Annotated in this window: 25 protein-coding genes; 16 read left to right on the top strand and 9 right to left on the bottom strand. The window is 54.7% G+C overall.

The features are described from left to right. Window positions 1-3 precede the first annotated feature (3 nt). Window positions 4-447 carry an adenylate/guanylate cyclase domain-containing protein gene (locus ACR0KW_RS09215; RefSeq protein WP_480804703.1) on the bottom strand — a complete coding sequence of 148 codons (444 nt, stop codon included), beginning with the start codon at window positions 445-447 and terminating at the stop codon, window positions 4-6. An 8-nt stretch (window positions 448-455) separates the two neighbouring features. Continuing rightward, entirely contained in the window at window positions 456-605 is a 150-nt protein-coding gene (locus ACR0KW_RS09210; protein ID WP_480804702.1) for a hypothetical protein, read from the bottom strand. 607 nt (window positions 606-1,212) lie between these two features. Here ACR0KW_RS09210 and ACR0KW_RS09205 point away from each other — a divergent pair. Next, window positions 1,213-1,650: a hypothetical protein gene (locus ACR0KW_RS09205; protein WP_480804701.1), complete on the top strand. Its 438-nt coding sequence runs from the start codon at window positions 1,213-1,215 to the stop codon at window positions 1,648-1,650. Here ACR0KW_RS09205 and ACR0KW_RS09200 read toward each other — a convergent pair. Next, the gene (locus ACR0KW_RS09200; RefSeq protein WP_480804700.1) at window positions 1,642-2,520 is read right to left on the bottom strand and encodes a LysR substrate-binding domain-containing protein; all 879 of its coding nucleotides are present in this window, start codon (window positions 2,518-2,520) and stop codon (window positions 1,642-1,644) included. The genes ACR0KW_RS09205 and ACR0KW_RS09200 overlap by 9 nt on opposite strands. A 126-nt stretch (window positions 2,521-2,646) precedes the next feature. On the opposite strand from ACR0KW_RS09200, the gene ACR0KW_RS09195 reads away from it, so the two are divergent. Both ACR0KW_RS09195 and ACR0KW_RS09190 read left to right on the top strand, forming a co-directional pair. Further along, on the top strand, window positions 2,647-3,864 hold the full coding sequence (locus ACR0KW_RS09195) for a pyridoxal phosphate-dependent aminotransferase (protein ID WP_480804699.1): 1,218 nt from the start codon (window positions 2,647-2,649) through the stop codon (window positions 3,862-3,864). Next, window positions 3,861-4,280, top strand: coding sequence for a RidA family protein (locus ACR0KW_RS09190; protein WP_480804698.1), 420 nt, complete (start codon window positions 3,861-3,863; stop codon window positions 4,278-4,280). The genes ACR0KW_RS09195 and ACR0KW_RS09190 overlap by 4 nt, the downstream gene beginning before the upstream one ends. Window positions 4,281-4,451: 171 nt before the next feature. Here ACR0KW_RS09190 and ACR0KW_RS09185 read toward each other — a convergent pair whose 3' ends face one another. Further along, window positions 4,452-5,327 carry a LysR family transcriptional regulator gene (locus ACR0KW_RS09185; RefSeq protein WP_480804697.1) on the bottom strand — a complete coding sequence of 292 codons (876 nt, stop codon included), beginning with the start codon at window positions 5,325-5,327 and terminating at the stop codon, window positions 4,452-4,454. A 102-nt stretch (window positions 5,328-5,429) separates the two neighbouring features. Between ACR0KW_RS09185 and ACR0KW_RS09180 the strand changes: the two genes are divergently transcribed. From ACR0KW_RS09180 to ACR0KW_RS09125, 12 genes are all read left to right on the top strand, one after another. Continuing rightward, window positions 5,430-6,251 (top strand): aspartate dehydrogenase, encoded by an 822-nt coding sequence (locus tag ACR0KW_RS09180; protein ID WP_480804696.1) that lies wholly within the window; start codon window positions 5,430-5,432, stop codon window positions 6,249-6,251. Window positions 6,252-6,254: 3 nt separating this feature from the next. Next, complete coding sequence (locus ACR0KW_RS09175; RefSeq protein ID WP_480804695.1) at window positions 6,255-7,268, top strand: threonine ammonia-lyase; 1,014 nt, start codon at window positions 6,255-6,257, stop codon at window positions 7,266-7,268. A gap of 72 nt (window positions 7,269-7,340) precedes the next feature. Continuing rightward, on the top strand, window positions 7,341-8,270 hold the full coding sequence (locus ACR0KW_RS09170) for an N-carbamoyl-D-amino-acid hydrolase (RefSeq protein WP_480804694.1): 930 nt from the start codon (window positions 7,341-7,343) through the stop codon (window positions 8,268-8,270). A 56-nt stretch (window positions 8,271-8,326) separates the two neighbouring features. Continuing rightward, window positions 8,327-9,370 carry a TRAP transporter substrate-binding protein DctP gene (gene dctP, locus ACR0KW_RS09165; protein ID WP_480804693.1) on the top strand — a complete coding sequence of 348 codons (1,044 nt, stop codon included), beginning with the start codon at window positions 8,327-8,329 and terminating at the stop codon, window positions 9,368-9,370. Between the two features lie 75 nt (window positions 9,371-9,445). Then, window positions 9,446-9,943, top strand: coding sequence for a TRAP transporter small permease (locus ACR0KW_RS09160; protein WP_480804692.1), 498 nt, complete (start codon window positions 9,446-9,448; stop codon window positions 9,941-9,943). A gap of 43 nt (window positions 9,944-9,986) precedes the next feature. After that, window positions 9,987-11,312, top strand: a complete 1,326-nt coding sequence (locus ACR0KW_RS09155; RefSeq protein WP_480804691.1) for a TRAP transporter large permease — start codon at window positions 9,987-9,989, stop codon at window positions 11,310-11,312. A 20-nt stretch (window positions 11,313-11,332) separates the two neighbouring features. Then, window positions 11,333-12,796, top strand: coding sequence for a dihydropyrimidinase (gene hydA, locus ACR0KW_RS09150; protein ID WP_480804690.1), 1,464 nt, complete (start codon window positions 11,333-11,335; stop codon window positions 12,794-12,796). Between the two features lie 2 nt (window positions 12,797-12,798). Then, entirely contained in the window at window positions 12,799-13,452 is a 654-nt protein-coding gene (locus tag ACR0KW_RS09145; RefSeq protein WP_480804689.1) for an aspartate/glutamate racemase family protein, read from the top strand. 4 nt (window positions 13,453-13,456) lie between these two features. Further along, window positions 13,457-14,425 carry a D-2-hydroxyacid dehydrogenase gene (locus tag ACR0KW_RS09140; RefSeq protein ID WP_480804688.1) on the top strand — a complete coding sequence of 323 codons (969 nt, stop codon included), beginning with the start codon at window positions 13,457-13,459 and terminating at the stop codon, window positions 14,423-14,425. Between the two features lie 621 nt (window positions 14,426-15,046). Beyond that, complete coding sequence (locus ACR0KW_RS09135; RefSeq protein ID WP_480804687.1) at window positions 15,047-16,981, top strand: PrkA family serine protein kinase; 1,935 nt, start codon at window positions 15,047-15,049, stop codon at window positions 16,979-16,981. A 15-nt stretch (window positions 16,982-16,996) separates the two neighbouring features. After that, entirely contained in the window at window positions 16,997-18,319 is a 1,323-nt protein-coding gene (locus tag ACR0KW_RS09130; RefSeq protein ID WP_480804686.1) for a YeaH/YhbH family protein, read from the top strand. Further along, complete coding sequence (locus ACR0KW_RS09125; protein WP_480804685.1) at window positions 18,312-19,796, top strand: SpoVR family protein; 1,485 nt, start codon at window positions 18,312-18,314, stop codon at window positions 19,794-19,796. The genes ACR0KW_RS09130 and ACR0KW_RS09125 overlap by 8 nt, the downstream gene beginning before the upstream one ends. Window positions 19,797-20,086: 290 nt before the next feature. Here the strand turns inward: ACR0KW_RS09125 and ACR0KW_RS09120 are convergent, their stop codons facing one another. The 5 genes from ACR0KW_RS09120 to ACR0KW_RS09100 all read right to left on the bottom strand — a co-directional run bounded on the left by ACR0KW_RS09120 (window position 20,087) and on the right by ACR0KW_RS09100 (window position 25,093). Then, entirely contained in the window at window positions 20,087-21,097 is a 1,011-nt protein-coding gene (locus tag ACR0KW_RS09120; protein ID WP_480804684.1) for a DUF2955 domain-containing protein, read from the bottom strand. Next, a complete protein-coding gene (locus ACR0KW_RS09115; protein ID WP_480804683.1) occupies window positions 21,087-22,151 on the bottom strand; it encodes an HlyD family secretion protein in 1,065 nt (354 codons plus the stop codon). Before ACR0KW_RS09115 ends, ACR0KW_RS09120 begins: the two co-directional genes overlap by 11 nt. Further along, window positions 22,148-23,227 carry an AI-2E family transporter gene (locus ACR0KW_RS09110; RefSeq protein WP_480804682.1) on the bottom strand — a complete coding sequence of 360 codons (1,080 nt, stop codon included), beginning with the start codon at window positions 23,225-23,227 and terminating at the stop codon, window positions 22,148-22,150. The genes ACR0KW_RS09115 and ACR0KW_RS09110 overlap by 4 nt, the downstream gene beginning before the upstream one ends. A 181-nt stretch (window positions 23,228-23,408) precedes the next feature. Next, on the bottom strand, window positions 23,409-23,678 hold the full coding sequence (locus tag ACR0KW_RS09105) for a potassium channel family protein (RefSeq protein ID WP_480804681.1): 270 nt from the start codon (window positions 23,676-23,678) through the stop codon (window positions 23,409-23,411). Between the two features lie 980 nt (window positions 23,679-24,658). Then, window positions 24,659-25,093, bottom strand: coding sequence for a hypothetical protein (locus ACR0KW_RS09100; protein WP_480804680.1), 435 nt, complete (start codon window positions 25,091-25,093; stop codon window positions 24,659-24,661). On the opposite strand from ACR0KW_RS09100, the gene ACR0KW_RS09095 reads away from it, so the two are divergent. Further along, complete coding sequence (locus tag ACR0KW_RS09095) at window positions 25,077-25,505, top strand: helix-turn-helix transcriptional regulator (RefSeq protein WP_480804679.1); 429 nt, start codon at window positions 25,077-25,079, stop codon at window positions 25,503-25,505. The two genes, ACR0KW_RS09100 and ACR0KW_RS09095, sit on opposite strands and share 17 nt — an antisense overlap. Window positions 25,506-25,851 lie beyond the last annotated feature (346 nt).

Genomic DNA, 25,851 nt, shown 5'->3' with positions numbered 1-25,851 from the left:
ACGTCAATAGGCCCGCGCACACAATCCAACCAGCACCAATGCACTGGCCAACAATGGGCACCTGTTTGATCGCTGTCCGGGGGCTGAAGCTCCTTCAGGAAGAACCCGGAAAACCCGAACCGGTTCAGCAATGTTCTTAAGACTGTGCAGACCGAGGTCTTCAATTTCGGTATCCACCTTACCGATTGCCTGGCAAGCGACACTCTCAGATACCGCGACACCACCAGGGTCAGCCAGACTTTCAATGCGAGAGGCTATATTCACCCTGTCACCATACAGATCCCCATCGGCGATCATGATATCACCGAGGTTTATCCCAATCCGAAGTTGCAGCCGCGACCCATCGGCGAGGGTCGGAGTACCCTTAGCCAATGCACTCTGAACTTCGATACCGCAGTTTACGGCATCGACGACCGAAGCAAATTCGACAAGGGAGCCATCCCCCATCAACTTGACTATGCGCTAGTGATGTCTGTCGATCGCAGCGCTAAAATATAGGAACGCAACGCTTTGAGGGCGGACAAAACCCCCGCTTCATCGCCGCCCATCAACGGCGAGTAACCAACGACATCGGCAGCCTTGATCGCGGCAAGTCGGCGCTGCATAGGACCCTCCTGCTCGCAGTCCAACTGATGTCACGAAATATCGACAATGCGCGACCTTTGAGTAGCCCACTCAAATTGGCTGCTATAACTAAGGCTGAACGTCCGCTTCGCCTCGACGGCATCACCTCTTTGCACCCGCAGTGAAGGTCAGCTCTCCGCCCCACCTTTCTACTGGAATTCGCGCGAGCGCTGATGAAGGTGTACCCGTCTATTTGAGGCCTAGTTCTTTTAAGACCTTGTTTGCGGTGGCCCATGACATACCAAATTCTAGTTGAATTCTGCGCACGGACTTAACTTCTGCGTACCGAAGTGAGATTTTTTCTTCGTCGTACATTGGGCGTCTTCGGCCTTTAGATACCTTTGTTCCAGTTGCCTCGATCAACTTGACGAGGAGCTTTTGTGATATCCCTTGTTCATCCGCTATTTGTGGCAACAACTCGTCCGAACGATACCGGTGAGCCAGAGTCTCGCTATAGGCAAACCCATAGGTATCTAGGACTCGGGCGGCAAACGCCGTGCGAATGGAGAAGTGTTTTGCAAACTCACGCAGTGAGTTGTGAGACTTCCACGCGCGCTAAACCTTAGCTTGTACGATAGCCTGCCTACTATGGCATATCCCCAGCATTTATTTGTGTTCCGGCCGGCTGATCCGATCAACGACATCAGTGTGACAATCATCAACGGCGCGTCCATAACTGTAGAAACGACGCCGGGCTTTGGCATTGAGCCTTTCAATTCCCATAACGCCATTGATCTGTTTAGTAACTCGGGCGTGACCTTTACCGACAACAATGAGTCAACAACCATTTCGAGGTCCAATGACGCGCTTCGAACCGTCGTTTATGGCGGCGGCGATGGGACGGTGGCCACGACCGGCACGCTTAGCGGAGCGCGCAACGGTATCTACGCTCGAAATTACGGTGTGCTGTCGTCAGGGAGCCTCTCGATTACAGCGGCGAAGCGCGCTTTTTGTATCTTTTGTGAGTCAAATTGTTCCGGGCGCTCTCTGCCAAGACACCACGAGCGTTTTCTAGGTTTACCTTGAAGCGCCGCCTCTTGAAGCGGAGCAGATGCTGACGAAAGCGTTGATTGCCGCACTTCGGGTGCTGGAGGATGACCAAAGAACCCCGGTCTCGCGAATTTCACAATCTGTCAGCTTGTGCTTTTGAAGCGTTAACCCCTCTGGCCATGGCGGCGCCCAATCCGGTACGATCGCCACGCCGAGCCCCTGATTGACCATCGAGGCGATGGCATCCAGCGCGTCGAGTTCGAGCCATTCTTGTACCTTCAAATGGTGCCGCTGAAGATAGCGCTCGACGATCTGGCCGCCCCATTGATTGCGGTCATAGCGGATAAACGGATGTGACATGATGGCGGCGTTCGGGTCGGTGATGTCGATGCCATGCGCTGCAATCAGCAGCATGAACTCCTCCCTGATTGTCAGCCAGTTCAGAGATTTCGGAATCGCAAAATGCGGGTGCACAATGACGGCGGCATCCAATTCGCCGTCAAGCACGCCCTGGTACAGCGTTGCGGATGACCCGGGTTGCAGGAAGAACTCGATTTTTGGATAGGAGGCGCCCAGACGGGCGACGGCATCAGGCAGTATCCCTGACAAAGCGGTGGCCGTTGCCCCGATCCGCAAGCGTCCTGCCGGTTCTCCGTCGGCCGCGATTGAGCGCAGATCTTCAATGCTTCCGAGCACCGAAGGCGCGTGGCGCAAAACGGCCAGTCCAGAAGCGGTCGGACGCACGGTCCGGCCAGCGCGCCGTATCAGCTTGTGGCCCAATTCCGTTTCGAGCGCGCGGAGCCTTTGGGACATCGCGGCGGGGGTGAGATTGAAGCGGCGGGCGGCCTCGGCAATCGATCCGCATTCGGCAATGGCAACGAAGGACTCCAGAAATCGCGTATCCATAAGATAGATTTTCTATCTTTTTAAGATACGTGTAGCAAACTTTTTTTGGGGTTAATCTAAGCGTAGATAGGAGCTCGATACGCGAGGCAGATGGGCTTCGCGCCAATTCGCTTTCAGGAGTATGCGATGTCAATCGAAGGTAAATTCAACAAGTTGGGGACCGATAACGCACCGGGGCAAGAGGTTCGCCAAGCCGCTGCCGGAATTGAAGAAGTGATGCTCGGGGATGTTCTTGAAGGGCAGCCGATAGATTTTTCACATGGTGATGTGGATGCGCACGAGCCGACTCCCGGCGCTTTCGAGCTGTTTGAGGCAGGCTACAAAGCCGGCGGTGTTCAGGCCTATACCGAATATCGTGGCGATATTGGCATTCGGGAATTGCTCGCGCCACGTCTGGCAGATTTCACCGGAGCACCGGTCAATGCAGCGGATGGGCTGATCATCACACCCGGTACTCAAGGCGCGTTGTTCCTCGCGATTGCGTCGACAGTGACACGCGGTGAAAAGGTGGCGATCGTTCAGCCAGATTACTTCGCAAACCGGAAGCTGGTGGAGTTCTTTGAAGGCGAGATTGTTCCCGTGCAAATAAACTACACCGAGGCTTCCGGCGACGAGGCCGGGCTGGATCTCGGAGAGCTTGAGGACGCGTTCAAGGCTGGCGTGAAACTCTTCCTCTTCTCCAACCCCAACAACCCTGCTGGTGTAATCTACTCCGCCGAGGAAATCCGCCAGATTGCCGATCTGGCCGATCGCTACGGTGTGTTTGTGATCGTGGATCAACTTTACTCCCGTCTACGGTACAGTGGCGTGGAATACACCCATTTGAGGGCGTCCTGCCCGAACCCTGAAAACGTGCTGACGATCATGGGACCGTCCAAGACCGAATCCTTGTCGGGTTTCCGTTTGGGGGTTGCGTTCGGCTCGGCAAAAATCATTGCGAGAATGGAGAAACTTCAGGCCATCGTTAGTCTGCGGGCCGCTGGGTATTCCCAATCCGTACTGCGCGGCTGGTTTGACGAGCCGGAGGGCTGGATGGACGAACGCATCCGCCGCCATCAGGCAATCCGCGACGACCTTCTCGAAATCCTGCGCGGTGTTGACGGTGTCGTCGCGCGGACGCCACGAGCAGGAAGCTACCTGTTCCCCCGCTTGCCGAAGCTTTCGGTTGATAGCGCGGATTTTGTCAAGATTCTGCGCCTTCAGGCCGGTGTTACAGTAACGCCGGGAACCGAGTTCAGCCCGCATACTGCGGACAGCGTTCGGTTCAACTTCTCGCAGGATCACAAGGCTTCGGTGGCCGCGCTTGAGCGTATGGCGACCTTGATCGAAAGATACCGCGCGTGACACAGGCTCTCCCCATACCTCAGGGGCACTATATTCCGGCAAAGCGTCATGGGGCGACCATCTATAGCTCTGGCATGACACCACGGGTGAATGGCAAGCTGATGGCCACCGGCCCTGTGCGCGCGGATGCGGCGCTTGAGGACTACCGAGAGGCGGTCGTTCTGGCGTGCGAGAACGCGCTGGCTGCGGTGAGAAGCCAGTTGAGAGAAGGTGAGAATCTAGGTTGCGTTGTGAGCCTGACGGTGTTTATCGCCGCAGAAACCGGCTTCACCGCGCACGCCAAACTGGCCGATTTTGCGTCATTGCACCTGCAAGAGGTGCTCGGCCCTGATGGGGTCGGGGCGCGTGCCGCGATTGGCGTTGCCACGCTTCCGGGAAATGCGCCTGTCGAGGTGCAATTGGTCGCCGCGATCTGACGCGCCCGGTCTGTAATGACCGTGCCGAATGTATCCCGTGCGTCTGCTGGGGGATGCAGCAATACCGCGGGAAACATTGGGGCGAGGGTGAAAATCCTCGCCCTTTTGGTGTTTTGAGGGCGTTTTGGCGGCTGGATCAAGCCGGTTTGGCGCGCGGAGTTGCAGCGGGGTTTAGGTTTGTCGGGTGAGCGTGTCGTGAAAGACCTTTGCAAGTTTGCTCAGCGTCCGGTAGCGCGCTCGATAGAGATAGGCATTCACGGTCAGCACCGGCTCGAAGGGAACGATGATGAGCCCGTGGTACAAGATTTGCGGGGTGACGTAGCTGTCGACCAACCCGACCCCAAGCCCTGCTTTTACCAGCGTGCTGGCATTGGCGCTATAAGGCGTTTCAACCGCCCATTCGAGCGGTTGGCCTGCCGCGTCAAAGGCAGATGCGATCAACGTATGCAAGGGTGACCCGCGGGTCATCATGATGATGCGCTGGTCGGAAAAATCCTTTGGCCCCACTACGCCTTTCGTCGCCAACGGATGGTCAGGCCGACACACACAGATGATGCGGCCACTGTCGATTGGTGTGGATATGATATCGGGAGCGTCCGTTGAATTCGGCCCCAAGCCAAGTTCCGCAACGTTGGAGCGAACCATCTTGAGAATGTTCTCGCGGCGCCGGATATCCAGTGAGATTTTTATGCCTGACCGCATGCTCAGAACTTTTTCGAGGGTTTCGGGCACGATGGAATCAGCAAGGCCGGGTGTTGCCGCAAGGCGCAGGATACCCAAGCGCCCCTCGCGCAGATCGACGATGCGGTCCTGCACGGATTTGAAGGAGGTGAGGATCGGATCGATCTCCTCAAACAGTTGTTCGGTCTCTTCGGTCGGAACCAGGCGCCGCCCGACTTTTTCAAACAGCGTCAGGCCCAAATCTGTTTCTGCGGCGTGGAGCATCTTGCTGATGGCCGGTTGCGTTACCGAAAGCGCATCTGCGGCAGCGACGACCCCTCCGTGCGTTATGACCGCATGGATAACTTCAAGGTGGCGCAACTTCATAATATAACTTTCCGTTATTTTTATAGCAAATTTATCATATGAAGTTTTTCTTTCCCATATCTAAGTCTTCTTTGTGAACGATTTCCCAAAGAGGGCCGTGTAGTGCAAGAAAACGCAGACTGTCTAAACGTTGGTATTGCTGGCTTGGGTGCCATCGGAATGCCGGTGGCCCGCTGGTTGGACAGCGGAGTTCCCGGCCTGAAGCTTTCTGCGGTCGCCTCATCCTCGACTGAAAAAGTGAAGCAATTGACGGGTGGTTTTAGCACCCCACCGTTGGCCGTACCTCTCGCTGAACTCGCCGAACACGCGGAAGTGCTCGTCGAAGCCTTGCCGCCGGCGCAGTTTGCAGAGTTGGCGGACCCGGCCGTTCGCAACGGGCGGACGCTGATTGTCGTGTCGATGACGCAGATGCTTCTGAACAAACATCTCGTTGGCCGCGCCGCTGAAACAGGGGCAAAGATCATCGGTGCCTCCGGTGCCATTGCAGGGCTGGACGCGGTGCGCGCAGCGGCGAAAAGCGGCTCTGGTCGCGTTGTTATGCGGACCCGCAAACCGCCGGCCAGTTTGGCAAACGCACCCTTCGTCGTTGAGGCTGGGCTCGACCTTAGCGCACTAAAAGAGCCACTGCGGCTTTATGCGGGTACAGTTTCCGACGCAGCCCAGAAGTTTCCTGCGAACGTGAACGTTGCCGTTGCGCTCTCGATGGCCGGATGGGGGCCGGAGAACACAGAGTACGAGGTGTGGGCGGACCCGGCGTTGCAACGGAACACCCACAACGTGCTTGTTGAATCTGAGGTGACCCGTTTCGAGATTTCGATGGAAAACATCGAAACTGTTGAAAACCCCGCCACAGGGCGCATCACGCCGCTATCCGTGATCGCCACGCTAGAGCGCCTTGTTTCTCCCTTAACAATAGGAACCTGATCCATGATCGTTGACACCGAGCTGCATGCCGGCTCCATGACACCACCAACATTTTCCGATGTCCTGCGTGCCGCCAATCGGCTCGAAGGCATCGCGCTCCGCACGCCGCTGGTGGAATGTCATGCCCTGAACGAACGTACAGGCGGGCGAGTGTTTCTCAAATTCGAGAGCTTGCAACGCACCGGTGCCTTCAAGTTTCGCGGAGCGGTCAACCGCCTGTCGCAACTGAACGACGAGGGCATAAAATCGGTCATTGCCTATTCTACTGGCAACCACGGTCAGGCCATTGCGACCGCCGCACGGTTGTTCGGCCAGCAAGCCACGATTGTCATGCCACAAGGCGCGCCGAAATCGAAAATCGCCAGAGCAGAAGCCGCCGGTGCGACCATCCGGTTCTACGACCGCAGCACAGAATCGCGCGAACTGATTGCTGCGGAAATCTGTGCAGAGCGGGGTGGGGTGATTGTTCCGCCCGGTGATGATCCGGCGATCATTGCCGGGCAGGGCACGGTTGCTCTGGAAGCGGTTCAGGATCTTCAACGCTTGGGGCTGTGCCCTGATGTGTTGCTGACACCCTGTGGCGGCGGAGGGCTGAGCGCGGGCTGCGCCACGGTGTTGGATGCCATCTCCGCAAAGACCCGGCTCTATGCCGTCGAACCGACGGGGTTCAACGATACCGAACGCTCCCTTGCGGCAGGAAAACGGCTTGAAATCGAAGACCGGACCGCTCGGTCGATCTGTGATGCATTGCTTGCGCCGATCCCTGCTGAGCTGCCGTTCAAGGTGAACCGCGAACGCCTTGAGGCGGCGGTAACGGTTACGGATGACGAGGTGAAACGCGGAATGCGTTTTGCGCTCGAGGAAGCCAAGGTTCTGGTCGAACCAGGTGGCGCTGTTGCCCTCACCGCAGCCCTTGAGGGCCGCATTCCGCTTGCGGGAAAAACCGCAATTATCATCTGTTCCGGCGGCAACGTTGATGCCGATTTGGTTTCTCAACTATTTAAAAAACCTGGATAAAACAGACGTTTGGCAAAAAATTTGTCGTGGCTCTGGTCAAGGGTCAGGCGATCTAGTCAAGGAGACAACATAATGAGCCGTAAGTTGATCGTTGGTGGTGCCCAGCTTGGACCGATCCAACCGAGTGAATCTCGTGAAAGCGCTGTTGCCCGTATGGTCGAGCTGCTACGCGAAGCCAAATCCCGCGGATGTGGGCTGGTGGTTTTCCCCGAAATGGCACTCAGCACCTTTTTCCCGCGCTACTATGAAGAAGACATCACCAAGATGGATCATCATTTCGAGCGCGAGATGCCAAATGATGCCGTCCGCCCGCTTTTTGACGCCGCAGCAGAGGCTGATATCGCTTTTTACCTTGGATACTGTGAGCTGACCCCAGACGGTCATCACTACAACACGGCGATCTTGGTCGATAAGGGAAAGATCATCGGCAAATACCGCAAGATCCACTTGCCGGGTCATGCTGATCTTGACGAGGGCCGACCCTGGCAGCACCTCGAAAAACGCTACTTCGAACCCGGCGATCTGGGCTGGCCGGTATGGCGCTGCAAAGGGGGCATCATGGGGATGGGTCTGTGCAATGACCGGCGCTGGCCCGAAACCTATCGCGTCATGTCGCTGAAAGGCGTTGAACTGACAATGTTCGGCTACAACACTCCCGACCGTAACACAGCCGCACCGGAGCCGAACCACCTCCGTATGTTCCACAACCATTTGACCTTGCAAGCTGGCGCCTACCAGAACTCTACCTTTGTGGTTGGCGTCGCAAAAGCAGGCATTGAGGACGGATGTATGCTGATCGGCGGTTCCTGCATCGTTCAGCCGTCGGGCGAAATTATCGCTCAGGCGTCAACAGTCGAAGACGAGTTGATCGTCGCGACATGTGATCTTGACCTCGCAAAAATGGGGAAAGAGACAGTGTTCAACTACGCCAAGCACAGACGTATCGAACACTATGGCATCATCAGCAGCCAAACCGGCGTTGAAGTTCCAGACGACATCTAAGAGGCCGAAAAACAATAATTCTCACCAACAACAGGGACACAATAAGGAGTAAAATAATGGGAAGCATCACACATATCGGTAGATGCATTGTGGCGGGAACGTTCTTTGCTGCAACCACATTGTCTGCACAGAGCCAAACACTGAAATATTCGGATCACGACGCCACCGGTGGTATGCGTACCGATTTCGTTCGTGACGTTTGGTTGCCAGAAATCGAGAAACGTACCGATGGCGACGTCAAGGTTCGCGCCTTCTTTGGCGGGACGTTGCTTGGCCCCAAGGAAGTTCTCGGCGGCGTAGGGGACAATGTTGCGCAGGTGGGTTTCGCTTTCCCGGGCCACTATCCCAACCGAATGGTAGCGCATACTGTCTTTTCGATGTTCCCAACAGGGCCTGAGAATTTCGAGGATCAGGCATGGCTGTACCACCAAGCCTACGAGCAGATTCCTGCTCTCAAGAACGAGCTGACAGACGCCGGTGTTGTGCCGCTTGTTGTGACGGCTGGCCTGCCTGGTGCGTTTTTCGGCAAGAAGGAAATGTCGGGAATCGACGGGATTAATGGCGACAAGTGGCGCGCAGGCGGCAAGTGGCTGCTACGATATCTTGAAGCGGCCGGTGCAAATCCGGTGTCGGTTCCTTGGGGTGATGTCTATGTAGCGTTGCAAATCGGCACGATTGACGGTGTGTTCGCTAACTATGACGGTATGCATCTGATGAAATTCGACGAGGTTGCCAGCAATATCCTGATCTCCAAGAAGCTCTGGTATGCGACACCCTTCGTGCACTTCATGAACAAGGATACCTTTGACGGACTGTCCGAAGAGACCCGTCAGCAAGTGATCGAAGCATCCCGTTACGCCGAACAACAGTTTGCCGACGTCTACAATGCGGCCTTCGACGAAATTTACAACGCGCAGGTCGAAGCTGGCTATTCCGTTGTCGAGCTTTCGGATGACGATATCGCAAAATGGTCGGACCCTTCCAAGCTGACTGCCTTGCAGGAAGCATGGATCAAGGACGCTAAAGCTGTCGGCCTTGAAAACGCAGAAGAAGTTATGGCCAAGATGCGCGAGCTTCATGCCGAAGCAATGGCGCGATAACTGAAGCTGAAATAGTAACTCACGGAGCGCCCGCTCTTGCGAGAGCGGGCACTTGAAACAGCCAGGAGTCCCCCCATGCAACGATTTTTATCTGCAATTAACGCCGCGTTGTCGGGGTTTACCGGCTGGCTATTGATCGCGATGATGTTGATTCTTGTCGCGGATTTCGTCGCGCGCCTCTTTGGTTGGCCGCTTCAGGATATGGCCCAGGTTTCGGTGTTCGTGATGATGATCGTGATCTATTTGGGCTTTGCGCGCTGCGAGGAATATAACGAGCATGTGCGCCTCGAATTTGTCACGAATGCGCTCTCTGAAGGCGCGCGGCGCAGGCTGCTGCAGTTCTCCCAGCTCTTAGCGGTAGTGACAATTTGCATTTTGCTTTTCGCGGTATTCAAGAATGCGGAAAAAGCCTACGTCCAAAAAGAGGCTATTGCCGGAGCGGTTCAGATTCCAACATGGCCAACCAAGTTTGTCATGGTGCTGGGGCTGGCCGTGTTTCTGGCTCAGGCCATCCTGAACAGCGTCAAACCGTCCAAACAGAATGATCTCGAGCATCTCGCTGACTACGAGTGATGTGGTCTTTTCACTTGTGCGTCTGTCAAGAAAGGACAACTAGATGGATTTTATAATTGCCGGAACACTCTGCGTCCTTTTGCTCCTGATCCTGATGTCAATCGGGTTGCAGATCGGACTGGCCTTTCTACTCAGTGGGTTCATCGTTTCTGCCCTGTTGCTCGGCTTAGACAGTTCGGTTTCTCTGCTTGGACAGGTCTCTTATTTCTCGATCGCAACACCGACATGGGTGGCAATTCCCCTCTTTATCCTGATGGGCGCCTTTGCCTCGAACGGCGGGCTTGCCAAACGCGCCTATGATGGGGTGCATGCTCTTGCCCATCGTCTTCCGGGCTCGTTGATGATCGCCACCTGCTTTAGCTGCGGTGTGTTCGGCTCGATTTCCGGCTCATCGATTGCGACGACCGCGATCTTTGGCCGGATGGCGCTGCCTGAAATGAACCGCCTCGGCTATGACAAATCCCTGTCTGTCGGTGTGATCGCTTCGGCTGGTACCTTTGCCTCGATGATTCCGCCGTCGATGATGATGATCATCTATGCGCTCTTTACCCAACAATCGATCGGCAAGCTTTTTGCGGCGGGTATCCTGCCTGGTCTGCTAACTGCAGTGGCTTATGCCGTTTTGATCGTCATTATGGTCAAGCGCAATCCGGCTTTGGCGCCTGCGCTCAAAGCGAACGCGGAAATGCGTAAGGGCAGTAGACGGCGTGAGGTCGGGCGCATGTGGCCGGTTCTGACCATTGCTTTCGTTGTGCTTGGTGGCCTCTATTCCGGTGTATTCACACCAACCGAATCTGCGGCTGCTGGGGCGTTGGTCTCGCTGTTTTTTGCTTGGTATCTGAAGTCCTTTACCAAAGTTTCGGATGTGACAAATTCCATGCGCGAAGCGGCGAACATCACGGCGATGCTGTTTCTGATCAACGTCGGTGCGCTGTTCTACAGTCGCGTGCTGGCCGTAACAGGGTTGCCAGCAGAGATTACAATGTGGCTTGCCGACGCGAGCCTTCCGCCCTTTGCGATCCTGCTCGGGATCATGGTGATTTTCTTCCTGCTGGGGATGATCATGGTGCCCGTCGGTATCTATGCACTGACCCTGCCTATCGTGCTGCCCGTATTGCAGAGCATTGGCTACGATCCGATCTGGTTCGGCGTTATCGCTCTGAAACTCACCGAGATCGGTGCGATCACGCCTCCCGTAGGGTTGAGTGTATTCGCGATAAAAGGCGCTGTTCCCAAAGATATGCGCATATCGCTTGAGCAAATCTATAAGGGGTGTTTTCCCTTCCTGCTGTGCGATCTGGCAGTGCTGAGCCTGCTCATTGCCTTCCCTGCCATTAGTCTTTGGCTGCCCAGCGTCCTAATGAACTGAACACGAGGATTAAAACTATCATGTCTCAATTCGACACAGTAATTACCGGCGGCACAATCGCCACAGCGAGTGATACGTTCGAGGCTGATGTTGCTATTCGCGACGAACAGATTGTTGCAATCGGACACCATCTCGGTGACGCTAAACGTGTGATCGACGCAACGGGCAAGCTTGTGCTGCCGGGTGGGATCGAGGCGCATTGCCATATCGCTCAGGAAAGCTCCACCGGCGGAATGACATCCGACGACTACCGTAGTGGATCGATCTCGGCGGCCTACGGGGGCAATTCGAGCTTTGTGCCCTTCGCGGCGCAGCATCGCGGAATGGGCGTAACCGAAACACTCGAGCTTTATGACAGCCGTGCCGAAGGGTCTTCCGTAATCGACTATGGGTATCACCTGATTGTCTCGGACCCGACCGAGAAGGTGCTGAAAGAAGAGCTGCCACAAGCCTTCGCACGGGGGGTAACATCGTTCAAGGTGTTCATGACCTATGATCTGACCAAGATCGATGACAGCCAGTTTCTCGACGTGCTGGAAGTTGGCAAGAAACATGGCGCAATGACCATGGTTCACGCCGAGAACTCCGGCATTATCAAATGGATTTCCGACCGGCTTGTCGAAGGCGGTAACACCGCGCCGCGCTATCACGCGATCAGCCATCCGGCAGCGGCGGAAATCGAGGCGATCAACCGTGCGATCACATTGGCACGGTTCCTTGATGCGCCGCTCCTGATTGTACATGTCTCTACGCCCGAAGGTGCGAAGCTTGTGGCGGACGCCCGTCTGCAAGGCGCGAAGATTTTTGGCGAGACCTGCCCGCAATATCTGTTCCTGACGAAAGAGGATCTGGATCGTCCAGGAATGGAGGGGGCAAAGTTCATGTGTTCACCGCCTCTACGCGACACAGCCACACAGGAAGCGCTCTGGCGGCATGTGCAGGCCGGAACATTCTCCGTTGTGTCGTCCGACCATGCGCCATACCGGTTTGACGACACAGGTAAGCTGGCGAAAGGGCCGGATGCGACCTTCAAACAGATCGCAAACGGCATGCCAGGCATTGCTGCGCGTCTGCCTTTACTGTTCTCCGAAGGTGTGAATGGCGGGCGGATCACGTTGAACCAGTTTGTGGCACTTAGCGCGACGAATGCCGCAAAAATCTACGGTATGCACCCGCGCAAGGGCACCATCGCTATCGGTGCGGACGCGGATATCGCAATTTGGGACCCGAACGAGAAACGCCGGATCACAGTTGAGAACCAGCACGACAATATGGATTACACCCCGTTCGAAGGTCGGGAGGTTACAGGTTGGCCGGTGACTGTGATGTCGCGTGGTGAACTTGTGATCGAGAACTGTGAACTGGTCGCTGAACTGGGCAGAGGCAAGTTCATTCACCGTGATCGCCCCGATTTCACCGGCTATCCGGGAACACGAACCCCCGAGCTTGACCCGACCTGGAACTTCGGCGCGGAGGTTTTCTAAAGGTGGCTTTGCTTCGCATTATTAATCCGAATTCCACTCAAGATATTACCGACCGGATGGCGGAAGCGCTCGCGCCCTTTGCGCGGCAAAGCGGCATCCGGATCGGTTGTGTCACTTTTCGCGAGGGGCCGGCTGGTATCGCAAGCGACGAAGACATTGAAAACGTCGCGCCGCTGGTTGCAGAGCAGATCGCGCAAGACAAAGAAGCCGACGCCTTTGTCATCGCCTGCTATAGCGATCCGGGACTGGAGGCCGCGCGCGCGCTGACCGATCGGCCGGTGATCGGCATCGGCGAGGCGGCTGTCGCGACGGCGCTTACGCTTGGAAACCGGTTTGGCGTTATCTCTGTTTCTGATTGGTCTGTGCGCCGACATGCGCGAGATATGGCCCTGCGTGGGCTTAGGTCGCTGTGCGCGGGAGACCGTCCGCTTGGCTTCAACGTGGCTGAAACGGAAAAAGCAGAAGCTTTTGATGCAATTGTAAAAGTTGCGCGCCAGTTGCGTGATGAAGACGGTGCCGATGTGTTGATCACGGCCTGTGCCGGCATGTCGCGGCATCTTTCGCGCCTCCAGGAAGCAACGGGCGCAATTGTCGTCGATCCGGTGCGTGCGGCCACTGCGATAGCGATTGGCGCAGTGATGACAGGGGAGGTTTAGGCACATGAACAAGGCAAAGCGTGTTCTGATCATTGACGACAGTGTCCAGCCCTATCTGCCAAACCTCCGCGAGCGCTTTGACGCGTGCGAGTTTGAAACCTGCAACGAGGGAGAATCGGTTTCTGACGCGCTATCGCGGGTGCAGCCCGAGGTCGTGTTCGGGTTGCACGGCGGGCGGTATCCGGCGTTAAGCCATGCGGTTGCGCTCGGTTATCCTTCGGTGAAATGGATGCACAACGGCGGGGCGGGGATCGACCATCTCGACAATTGGAATCCAGATCAAACCACCGTCACCAACAGCGCAGGTGTTTCCAGCCGCTTCATGGCCGAAACCGTTGCCGGCGCGATCCTGATGATGAACTTCGGCTTCCCGACCTATTTCGAGCAGCAAAAACAACATGTCTGGGAAAAGCAACCATGGCAAAGCCTGTCGATGCAAACGATATTGGTTATCGGCCTTGGTGGCATCGGAGCCTTGGTCTCGCGACGTTTGCGTATGTTCGGTGCCCATGTGATCGGTGCGCGCCGTTCAACGCGGCCCTGTGAAGATGTCGATGAACAGATTGCAATGTCAGAGGTGTTCGACGCCCTGCCGCGTGCGGATTTTGTTTGCATTCATGTTCCGAACACCGATGAAACGCAAAACCTCGTCGATGCCGAATTTCTAAACCGGATGAAACCCAGCGCGCGGCTCGTCAATACGGCGCGAGGTGCGCAAGTGGACGAGGAGGCATTGTGTTCCGCCCTGCGCGAGCAACGGATTGCAGGCGCGTATCTCGATGTCTTCCGAACCGAACCTTTGTCAAAAGACTCGCCATTCTGGGAGTTGCCCGGCGTTGTGATCTCTCCGCACCATGCGGATGCTGCGGCAGGCTGGAAATCTGTTTCCGCCGCGTTCTTCGCAGAAAACCTCAACAGGTATCTTGAGGGCGCTGTGTTGGAAAATATCTGCGATCCGGCGAGAGGGTATTGAGCGGCGCGGGGCAGTTCCTCTTGGCTTTGTTTGAAAACGAATTACTCGCTGACAAAATGGGTGCGACGCAAACTTTTGGTTCAGATTGACAGGGCAGCCTGCTCTGACATTTGTTTCGCGCAAGTAGTTCTGGGACTGGTCTTAGTATGGTCTCTTTGAACGGCTGCCATTTCCCCAACGAAGCGGTGCCATTGATGTGCTCCGGCCCAATTTCCTTGTCAGCGGCAGCCAAAGCGACGGTGCGGCAAGTGGCAGTTCCGTATCGCTTTCGTCAAACATGTGGAGCGTCAGTGCGGGCCTTACCCGCGAACTGGGCCGCGGGCTGCGTTATGGATTTGGCGCCAGCTATCTTGAGAATGACGGCACCTTAAGGTCGCGCATTGGACTCATCGGCTAGGGCAAAGCCAAATCGAGGGTAGAGTGTCGGCACGCCCCAAGCGGCAAAAAAGGTCGCGTAGTGGCGGGTTTTGCAGGCTTTTAGGAGTACAAGTTTCAGCAGAGCAACGGACGGGAAACAAATTGTGATTAGAAATTAAACAATTACGGACCAAATTTGTGGTACACTAGGATGAACTTAGCGCGCTGGGACGAAGGAGTACGAAACCTAGAGGAATTTTTGAGATGGAGATTTTCGAGCAGTTTGCAGAAGAGTATGGGCGGACAAAGCTCATCGAAATGACATTGCAGGACTACTTGCTGGAATGTCGTGAAGATCCGACTATGCGGGCTACCGCCGCCGAGCGGATGGTCGCCGCGATTGGCGAGCCAGACCTTATCGATACCAGTCAGGAGGCTCGGCTCAGTCGCATATTTCTTAACAGAACAATTAAGCGATACAAACCCTTCCAGGACATATTTGGCGTCGAGGAAACCATCGAGCGTATCGTCGGCTTTTTCCGCCATGCCAGCCAGGGTCTCGAGGAACGTAAGCAAATCCTTTATCTTTTGGGTCCGGTCGGCGGAGGTAAGTCAACGCTCGCCGAGATCCTCAAAAACCTGATGGAGCGGCAGCCGATCTATGTCCTGCAGGCAGGTGACGAGATCAGCCCAATCTTCGAATCTCCGCTTGGTCTATTTGACCGTGCACGGATGGGGGATCTGTTGGAGAACAAGTACAACATCCCTAAACGGCTGTTGAACGGTCTGATTTCGCCTTGGGCCGTCAAGCGTTTACAAGAGTTCGACGGCGATATTTCCAAATTTTCGGTCGTCAAACTCTATCCGTCGAAGCTGCGCCAGATTTGCGTTGCGAAGACTGAACCGGGCGATGAAAACAACCAGGATATTTCTTCGCTTGTCGGCAAGCTCGACATACGCAAGCTGGAGGAATTCAGCCAAAACGACCCGGACGCTTATTCCTATTCCGGTGCTCTGAACCGCACCACGCAGGGGTTGATGGAATTCGTCGAGATGTTCAAGGCGCCGATCAAGGTGCTGCACCCCCTGCTGACCGCCACGCAAGAGGGGTCTTATGCGGGCACAGAGAACATCGGTGCCTTCCCCTTCCAGGGTATCATCGTTGCACATTCGAACGAAGCGGAATGGCAGCAGTTCAAAAACAACAAGAACAACGAGGCATTCCTGGACCGGATTAGTCTGGTCAAGGTTCCCTATTGCCTACGTGCCTCGGATGAGACCCGGATTTACGAGAAGTTGCTTGAGGAAAGCAGTCTGGGCGAATCCCCATGTGCACCAGAAACGCTGTCCATCCTGAGCCAGTTCAGCGTTCTGACACGGTTGAAAGAACATGAAAACTCGCCGACATTTTCCAAGCTCCGCGTCTATGACGGTGAGACGCTGAAGGACACCGACCCAAAAGCGCGGTCAGTGCAGGAATACCGGGATGCGGCCGGGGTGGACGAAGGGATGACCGGCACATCCACGCGCTTTGCGTTCAAAGTACTGTCCGAGACTTTCAACCACGACACCGAAGAAGTCGGTGCCGATCCGGTTCATCTGCTCTATGTTCTGGAACAGGCGGTGAAACGCGAACAATTCCCTGACGAGGTCGAAAGCCGGTACCTGTCTTTCATGAAGGACGACCTGTCGCCACGCTACGCGGAATTCATCGGTAACGAGATCCAAAAAGCCTATCTGGAATCCTATTCTGACTTTGGTCAGAACCTTTTCGACAGATACATCGCGTTTGCTGATGCCTGGATCGAAGATCAGGACTTCAAGGATCCGGATACCGGCCAGATCCTCAATCGCAGCGTTCTGGAACAGGAGCTTGAAAAGATTGAAAAACCGGCTGGAATTTCCAACCCTAAGGATTTCCGGAACGAAGTGGTCAAGTTCGTGCTGCGCGCGCGGGCCAACAACCGCGGTCGTAACCCTGATTGGCGCAAATATGAAAAGTTGAGAAGGGTCATCGAAAAGCGCATGTTCGGTCAGATTCAGGATCTGCTGCCGGTCATCAGTTTTGGTGCCAAGCGGGATAAAGAAACTGAAGCCAAGCATAACGAGTTCATCGATCGCATGATCGGTCGTGGTTACACGCGCCGACAGGTCAGGCGCTTGGTTGAATGGTACATGCGGGTCAACAAGGCAGGATGAGGAGTCTATGCTCAAATGGCCCATTTCATCGACCGAAGGCTAAACCCCAAAGATAAGAATCTTGGGAACCGCAGGCGATTTCTGCGCCGGGTTCGCTCTGCCGTCAAAGAAGCGGTAGACGAAAGTGTCCGGCGCCGGAAAATCGCTGATGTCGGCCAGCAGGAAAACATCTCGGTCCCGTCAGACGGGATCTCAGAACCGCATTTTCAGCATGACAGCAAGGGCGGTTCCAGACATCGGGTTCTGACTGGAAACAAGAAGTTCAAGGCAGGGGACCGCCTTAAGAAACCTCCAGCAGGTCAGAGCGGGCAAGGTGGACGTGAAGGGGCGCCCGATGGGGAGGGCGAGGACGAGTTCATGTTCGTTCTGTCGCGGGACGAGTTTCTTTCCCTGTTCTTCGAGGATCTCGAACTGCCCGACATGGTCAAGCGTAGCCTGAAAGAAGTTACCATCTCGAAACCGCATCGCATGGGCTATACCGCCGCCGGGACGCCCGCCAACCTCAGTGTGTCGCGAACCATGCGCAATGCTTTCGGGCGACGACTTGCAATGCGGCGTCCGACAAACGCCGAGATACAGGCTCTCACGCAACAGGTCGAAGAGCTGGAGGCGCTGGACAAACCAGATGCGGCGCGACGAGCGGAATGGCAGCAGCTGCGTGAACAGCTCGACAAAATGCTGCGGCGACGTCAGATCGTTCCCTACATTGATCCGCTGGATGTGCGTTACAAGTATTTCGAGATGCGTCCCGAGCCGGCCTCGAATGCGGTGATGTTCTGTCTGATGGACGTGTCGGCCTCAATGGGCGAGCGCGAGAAGAGCCTTGCCAAGCAGTTCTTCGTCCTGCTGCATCTTTTCCTCAAGCAACGCTACGACAAGATCGAACTTGTCTTCATCCGCCACACCCAGGTCGCGGCGGAAGTCGATGAGGATACCTTTTTTCACTCTCGCCAAACCGGCGGCACGGTGGTGAGCAGTGCGCTCAACGAGATGAAGAAGATAATCGATGCCCGCTATCCGCCCTCATCGTGGAACATTTATGCCGCGCAAGCATCAGATGGTGAGAATTTCAGCGGAGATTCGCAACTGTGCGCCGACCTGTTGAACAGCGAGCTGATGAAGTGCTGCCAGTACTTCGCCTACACGGAAATCGTCGAAGAGACCGAAGCCAATCTGATGAACAGCGAAGATAACGGTATGGAACTGTGGCGCTCGTACCGGCAGGTCGCAGAGGCCTGGCCAAACTTCGCCATGAAACGGATCGCGCGCGCCAGCGACATCTACCCGGTTCTGCACGAGCTGTTTGCGCGCAAGACGAACGGAGTTTCCAATGGCTGACAGGGCCAAAGCAAAGCAACCGCTGTTTGAAAGTGCAGAGTGGGATTTCGATACCATCCAACGCAGCTATGACGCGATCGAGCGTGTGGCGATCGACGACCTCGAACTTGACGTCTATCCGAACCAGATCGAAATCATCTCGTATCAGCAAATGCTGGATGCGTATTCGTCGACCGGGATGCCGCTCATGTATCGGCACTGGTCATTTGGGAAGCGGTTCGTTCACGAAGAGAAAGCCTATAGCAAAGGCGCAAACGGTCTTGCCTATGAGATCGTGATCAATTCCGATCCCTGTATCTCGTACTGTCTCGAAGACAACACGATGGCGCTTCAGGTTCTTGTGATTGCCCATGCGGCCTTCGGGCACAATCATTTCTTCAAGAACAATCACCTGTTTCGCCAGTGGAGCGATGCGCAAGGTATTCTCGACTACCTCGACTACGCGCGCGGTTTCATAGCCCAATGCGAGGAACAGCACGGGGAACGTGAGGTTGAACATTTACTCGACGCGGCCCACGCGCTCATGCCGTCGAGCGTTTTCCGGCACCGGCGTCCGCCACACTCGTCGCTCGCGGATGAGAGAACCCGGCAGCGTGAGCGGCGCATCGAAGAGGAACGGGCGGTACATTACCTGTGGGACGCCTTCGACCATCCCACGCAATCGTCGAAGACCGATGAAGAGGCGCGGAAACGCAAGCGCGAAATGGGGCTGCCGGAAGAAAACCTGCTTTATTTCGTTGAACGTCACAGCCCGGTACTGGAGTCTTGGCAGCGTGAAGTTCTGCGCATCGTCCGCAACATAGCTCAGTATTTCTATCCGCAGCGCCAGACCAAAGTGATGAACGAAGGATGCGCCTGCTTCGTCCACTATTACATCACCAATCAGTTGCACAGCGCCGGTCTGCTGACGGACGGCGCAATGCTCGAAATCTTGCACAGCCATACCAACGTGCTGACGCAGCCCGATTTTGACGCTCCGAATGCGATGGGGATCAACCCTTATGCGCTGGGTTTCGCGATGATGCAGGATATTCAGCGCATCTGCACCGACCCGACCGAGGAGGACCGGGAATGGTTTCCGGATATAGCGGGCAGCCGCGCGTGGCGGGAAATATTGAAGGATGCCTGGGCCAACTATCGCGACGAGAGTTTCGTTCAGCAGTTCCTCAGCCCCAATGTCATGCGCCGTTTCCGCATGTTTTCGCTGACCGATGACGAGGGGAAACCTTTCTACACAGTCGACGCAATTCATGACGAGCGCGGTTATCACCAGGTGCGCGATACCCTGGCGCACAGTTTCGACGTTTCGGAACACGATCCCGATATTCAGATTGTTGACGTGGACTTGATGGGCGATCGTCACCTCAGGCTAAATCACTCCGTGCGCAATGGTGTGCCTTTGAACAAAAAGGCGTCTGAAACGACTTTAGGTTATCTGCGGCAAATCTGGGGTTTTGATGCGGCGTTTGAAAACTAAGTTCGGGACCCATGGATATCCGCTTTTCGACGTGATTCATCGTTCGAAGAACGAGCGGTGACATGTCTGATCTTCTCTGGCTAAGCCATGCGCAGATGGTGCGTCTGTAGCCCTGTTTCCCAAAGTCCCACGGCAAACCACGTGCCGATGAGTGGGGTTCTGTTGCGTACTTTTGACAGTTGACGGTCTCATGATTGGCGAGTGCCATTTTTCGGTGCAATTATTCTAAGTAGAAGTAGTCAAACTGGAAACTCTGCTGGTTGGAGTGCCAAGCCTTGTAGCAGTTAACTTCATTGAGACACCTGGCGTTCTTTTTCAGGCCAGAATTCATCCACCACGACATATGCGATGATTACAAAAAAAGCGGCGCTAGCAACTTGCAAAACGCGAGTGATGCTCTTGACGTCAGCCTCGTCTGAAAACGGCGCAACCGACCCGCCATATACAATCAGAGCAGTTGTAATAGCAGATCCGGCGGCGGCGGCGAGCGGGACTTGAGATTTTCCAAGGGCTCCGAGTGTCAGGCAAAAGAAAAAACACAGCAGAATAGGGGTGAGAATAACCGGAGCTATTACGTTTATTTCGTAACAAGCGATGGATACTGCCGCCCCAAGAAGGTTTGCCGTTAGCATTGCTTTTGCAACGGCTTTTCCGGCGGCAGGCATCGCGGCAAGTTGCTGGCTCAGCAGGGCGACAAAAAACAGAACCAGTAACGCAGATGCACCGGAAACAAAGAACGCCATAGCAAACGGAACTGTGACAAGCGACATCCTGACTATGCGACGATGGGGGTCGAAGTCCGGCGACGTTGCGGCCTTCTTTTGGGGCGCCGTTTGAGGTTCAGCGGGTATTAGAACGAACATCAGTGTCGATACGAACCCGGCGAAAAGCAGATTCATAGGAATCCAAAACACAAGCACCAAAGCCAAGTCTTGAGACTGCAACACCAGGTTCGGGATCATCAATGCCCCCATGAGGGCTATGACACCGGGCAGGACACCTGCACCTGAAACGGACCACATGAAGGACAAAATAATCCCAATGGCCACAAGAATGAGAAAGACCACGGGATAAGGCGCGAAAACTGAAGACAGAAGGAATGAAATGAACATCAGCCCAATAGAAAAGACAAAGAGCTTTGCAAATGCTGCCAAGGGTAATGCAGCGGGTGCCTGAAGAAACAGGGCGGAGAATACTGCTCCTACGACAGCAAGTGGCCACCCCAGAAATAGGCCCAGGGCGAATACCCCAGTAACCCCCAGTGCCAGGCGAATAACTGAGTTTCGATCCTCAGTACGCATAGGATAGAATTGAAACCAAACGGATATAGGTCCGACCGACCACATTCAGCAGGGAATTGTCGCTCAGATACATGATCACATCGGCCTGACCGTTGAGTTGGAAGCGCAGATCGTCGTCGGCGCTTCCGGCTTCGTAGCCCGGCAACACGATCCGTACAGGAAATCGCTCAGGTTCACGCAGAAATCCTTTGGTGCTTGGCGGGCTGGCCAGTTGGCCGGGTTCATCTCCACCGCTCAGAGATACAGCCGCGCTGAAACTCTCTATGACGCCCGGAACAATCTGGCCGGGATGCATGTCCAGCACCACATCAACAGGAGATCCTACTGCAGCCCGACCGAGGTTATTCTCGGTAAAATACGCCTCGATCCAAACGTCTGTTGCATCCAGAAACGTCAAAAGGTCCTGTCCGGACCGCGCATACGTTCCGGGGGCGATCAACAGATTGGATATGACACCCGTCGCCGGTGCGCGCAGTTCAGTCCACTCAAGGTTCAGCTCCGCATCTGCCAAGGCCGCCAGTGCGCGCTGGATTTTCGGATTTTCAATCCCGTCGTCACCCAACCTCTGCTTTGCCTTTTCAAGATCCGCTTTGGCATTCTCATAATTAGCCTCAGACTCTGCCAGTTGTCCTCGTGCATCATCGGCCTTTGAGATGGCAATTAACCCTTTTTTTTCGAGCGCAAATACGCGCTCTGTCTGAATGCGCATTGTGTCGAGGTCACTCTGGGCTCGCGCCAGTTTGGCTTGCGCAGCACTCACCTCTGCCGAAGACGCGCCTACCTCCTGGGTTGCCGCTTCAAGATCCGCTTTCGCCTTGGAGCGTTCGATTTCGTAGGGTCTGGAATCTATTCGAACCAGAACATCACCTGCCGAAACAACTTGGCCGTTTTCTACCAGAACTTCCGTTACCGTTCCGGTTACCTGAGGCACGATTTGGGTGGCCACCGCTTTTACTCTGGCGTTCCCGGTAAATGGCGTTTTTCGATCAGCGACCAAATACCAAACAAGAAAAATCAGAATGACAGCCAGGGTTGTCCATATCGTCTTCCTCATTTCGTCGCACCTTCAACAGCGCCCTCGGCTTCAGGCGAGGTATCAATCCAAACCTTGAACAGCTCATAAAAGACAGCGAAGAGAACCGGCCCCATAAAGACGCCGATCAAACCGTATGCCATCATACCTCCGAGAACGCCGATGAGGATGACCAACATGGGAGTCTCAAGGCCTTTTGAGATGAACACAGGTCTTAGGAAACTGTCCATTATCATAACTGGAACGGCCAGTATGGTGAAGATCAAAGCAGTTCCGCCAGACATGGAACTCCACGCGTAGATAATAACCGGTATGAGAACCAATCCAGGCCCGATTTGGATAATCGATAGTATCAGGCAGATAAATGCCAGCGTGGCAGCCGAAGAAATCCCAAACAAAGCCAACAGTATCCAAACGAAAACTGCCTGAATGGCTGCTACGCCGATTACGCCTTTTGTCACGTTCCGGATCGTTGCGCCTGCCAGTGTCACGAATTCACCGCCGCGCGGTGCGAAGACACGGTTGGCAAAGCGCTGAAGACCCTGAACCAAACTTGGTCCGGGGCTGAATAAAGCCCCCATGATCAATACGGACAGAGCAAGGCCGAGAAGCCCGATACCGATGCCCAACACCTTTCCGAAGAGCGATTTGGTGATCTCAAGGATTTGCGCGCCGTATTTTGCAAGCGCACCATCCAGATTCCGCTCGAACATGCCCCAGACTTCAGCAATTTTGTTCCCAACCAACGGCAATTCCTTTAGGCTCTCCGGCGCCGGTGGGATTTTCAACTCACCCTTGTCGGCTTGCTCCGCAAAATCGGACCCAAGTTCTGCGGCGCCGGATACCGCCGTCGCGACTGGCCCCAGCGTCAGCACAAGGCCCAACAAAACCAAGATCGTCGCCGCAAACTTCTTTCGCCCTCCCAGCTTGGATTGCAGCCAATCAAATAACGGATAAAGCGCAACGCAGAGGATCGTTGCCCAGATGACTACGCTTGCAAGCGGGGCCACCATGACCAGGGCGCTGTAGAGGAATAGTCCGAGAAAGAGCAACCGTATCGCTAGATCGACAATCTTCGCGTCCTGAGTCTTTTCCATTCCATCCCTCCATACGTGTTTTTTTGAATGATACACTCAAAAAACATAATATGTGTATTTTTTTGAGTTTTATGCGATCGTCTACCAGCTTGAAGACACGAATGAATCCGGGACGCGGCTTGAGATGCCCAGGCAAACTAATGCCTGTGCAGGAACTCGGTTTGGCTAAATTGAGTGTGATCTATTGGTCTGCTTTTTCGCCGTCTTGGGACAAGATCGTATCTGCCACTGTGGTCGCCGCGGTCACGAAAACACCGAGGCCTACAATGATGTAAACCATTGTGAATATCTTCCCTGCCGCGGTTTCAGGTGAGAAGTCACCAAACCCTACGGTCGAAATCGTCACTACAGAAAAGTAGATTGAGTCGAGCCAACTCCAACCTTCGACAAAGTGGTAAAAGACCGAGGCCCATAAAATCATTCCGACTGTGAAGGCAAGAAGGCCTTTCACTCTACCGTCCTTGAAAGCGACGCCTATCCCACGTGTTATTCTAGTTAGCGAGTTCATTGTGTCCTCGTCGTTTGAAGAATTCATATATAACAGTAATTTGATAGATGTGTGAAATCGAACGAATCCGAGTGCCAATAGTTTGGGTGGCGCGCCGAGTCGCCGTTGTCGAAGCTCACGGAACGTGTGCCTTCAAGGCAAGTATAACTCGCTTCTAACCTGCTGTTTTTAAATAGGGGCTACAGCACAAAGCGAACGGAAGTCTTTTTATAGTTTCTTCGCTTTTCGACCAAATCAGCGAGAGATGTCAGTTGTACGACCGAGATCATTCAGTTTCAGAAAAGCACCGGATCATATATTCCGTTAACGTAATGCATTAATGGTCTAAAGGGCCCGCTAGCTAAGCCGAAGGTCAAGGTCAAAGACGGTCTGAAACGACTGAAACGATCGGATGGTGCGGATAAAATGCCGGCAAAAAGAAAGCTATGCGTTCCGGATATATTGCAACTGCAGTAGTGGCGGAGGCAGTCGGTTCAAGAAGGATAACAACGCTTCCTTAAAGCGATTTCTTCTTTGGGTTCTCTCTCGTTGTTTTCCGCATTTTAGGCGAATGGAAACTTTCGTAGAATTCGGTCGACACGATGGAAGATCCTTTGGGTCGCAAATGGCAAAGCTTATGCGCGAAGCAAAGGGAAAATTATTCAAAATAAACGCTTTAGCTAAGCGTGAATGGAAAAACTATGTGTCGCCTGACATCCTGACGAACGTCAAAAAAACCTGACCCAACCATCATAGTTGGACCAGAAATTAGGTGGACGTTCGAAATCGGAAGGCACCCAAAGTAAACCTCCTTTTGGCAGCGGAAATAGGCGCAGGGCTGCAGAGCGGTCGCCCGCACTTGGAGTTGGTTCCACTTTTTGGGTTATCTACTAGCCGCCACCGTTGGAGCAATCCAGATCTCCAGCAAAGATGAGAACTCTGCTTCAATGGCAGGTCAAGATGTACGCATTTTGTTGTCGAGCAGTATCGCTTGTGTTGTCAAACGAACCGGCGATATCATCGGTTTCGGTTCCTCGCGCTGTTGCTGAATTCTGCCCTTGAGCCGTTACGGTGATCGCACTGCTATTTCTAAAGCTGCCGTTGATGTTTAGGACGCGGATACCAGAGGCCTCGGCCGTATCGCCCCGAGCCATCGCCACGATTGTTCCGCTATTGCTCAGCTGGCCGTCGATACCTGGGGCGAAGATGCCATACGCAATCCTGCCTGAAGGCCTTGACGCGGTTGCTGGTTTGCTGTGGATCGGGCGGGCAATAGCCACCAAATAAGCAGCGAGAACACCTATGCCCTCCAAAAAACGCCTGACCTTTTCTTTCTTTGCCTCACTCTTCTGTGCCTGCGTCATGTTGTTCGAAGACATTGGCGAAGCCATGGGAGTGGCCTGGATTGATGAATGGGATGATATTCACGTCTGGGAAGTTCTGATCATGTTGTCCCTGTTTGGTGCAATCATGGTGCTGGGCATCGAAGTTCTGAAAATGCGCCGGTATCAGGAGACGCTGGAGGACAAGGTTGCGCGCGCTTCGAGCGCGTTCGAGGATCTGTTGAACGCCTATTTCGAGAAATGGTCCTTCTCGGATGCAGAGCGTGACGTGACCCGACTTTTGATCAAGGGCTGTTCGACCGCCGAAATGGCCGAGATTCGTAACGCCAAGGAAGGCACCATCAAGGCGCAGACCAACGCGATCTACAAGAAGTCGGGCTATGGCGGCAAAACGCAACTGCTCAGCGCGCTTCTTGAGGACCTGACAGATGGCGGGTCGGTGGCCTGAAGGCAACTGGACGCACAAGGCGCGGTGGCCAGACATTGCGCCTTTTCCCTAACCGGGGCCGGGAAGTCTCATAGTTGAATAAACCCCTGACCGAATTGCATAAACCAAAGTTCTAAACCGTCGGTTTAGCCACATTTCCGCCTTTTATCGCTCTTTTAACCCCGTTCATGGGTGTGCCAACACATGGCGCATCGAGTGGGTGACGCAAGGGAAACAACCTTGCGGATCCGGGGAACGGAGACCAGCCAGATGGGGCAGAATTACATGCAGACCGAGCAAAGAGTTCGTGCGTTCGCGCGCGGGGGGCGTTTGACTAAGTGGAAAGGTAGAGTAGCGAGTATTGCGC

It is taken from the genome of Ruegeria sp. CG11 (assembly GCF_056537245.1).
The sequence above is the reverse complement of the archived record's forward strand: the minus strand, read 5'-3'. Positions and strand labels throughout refer to the sequence as shown.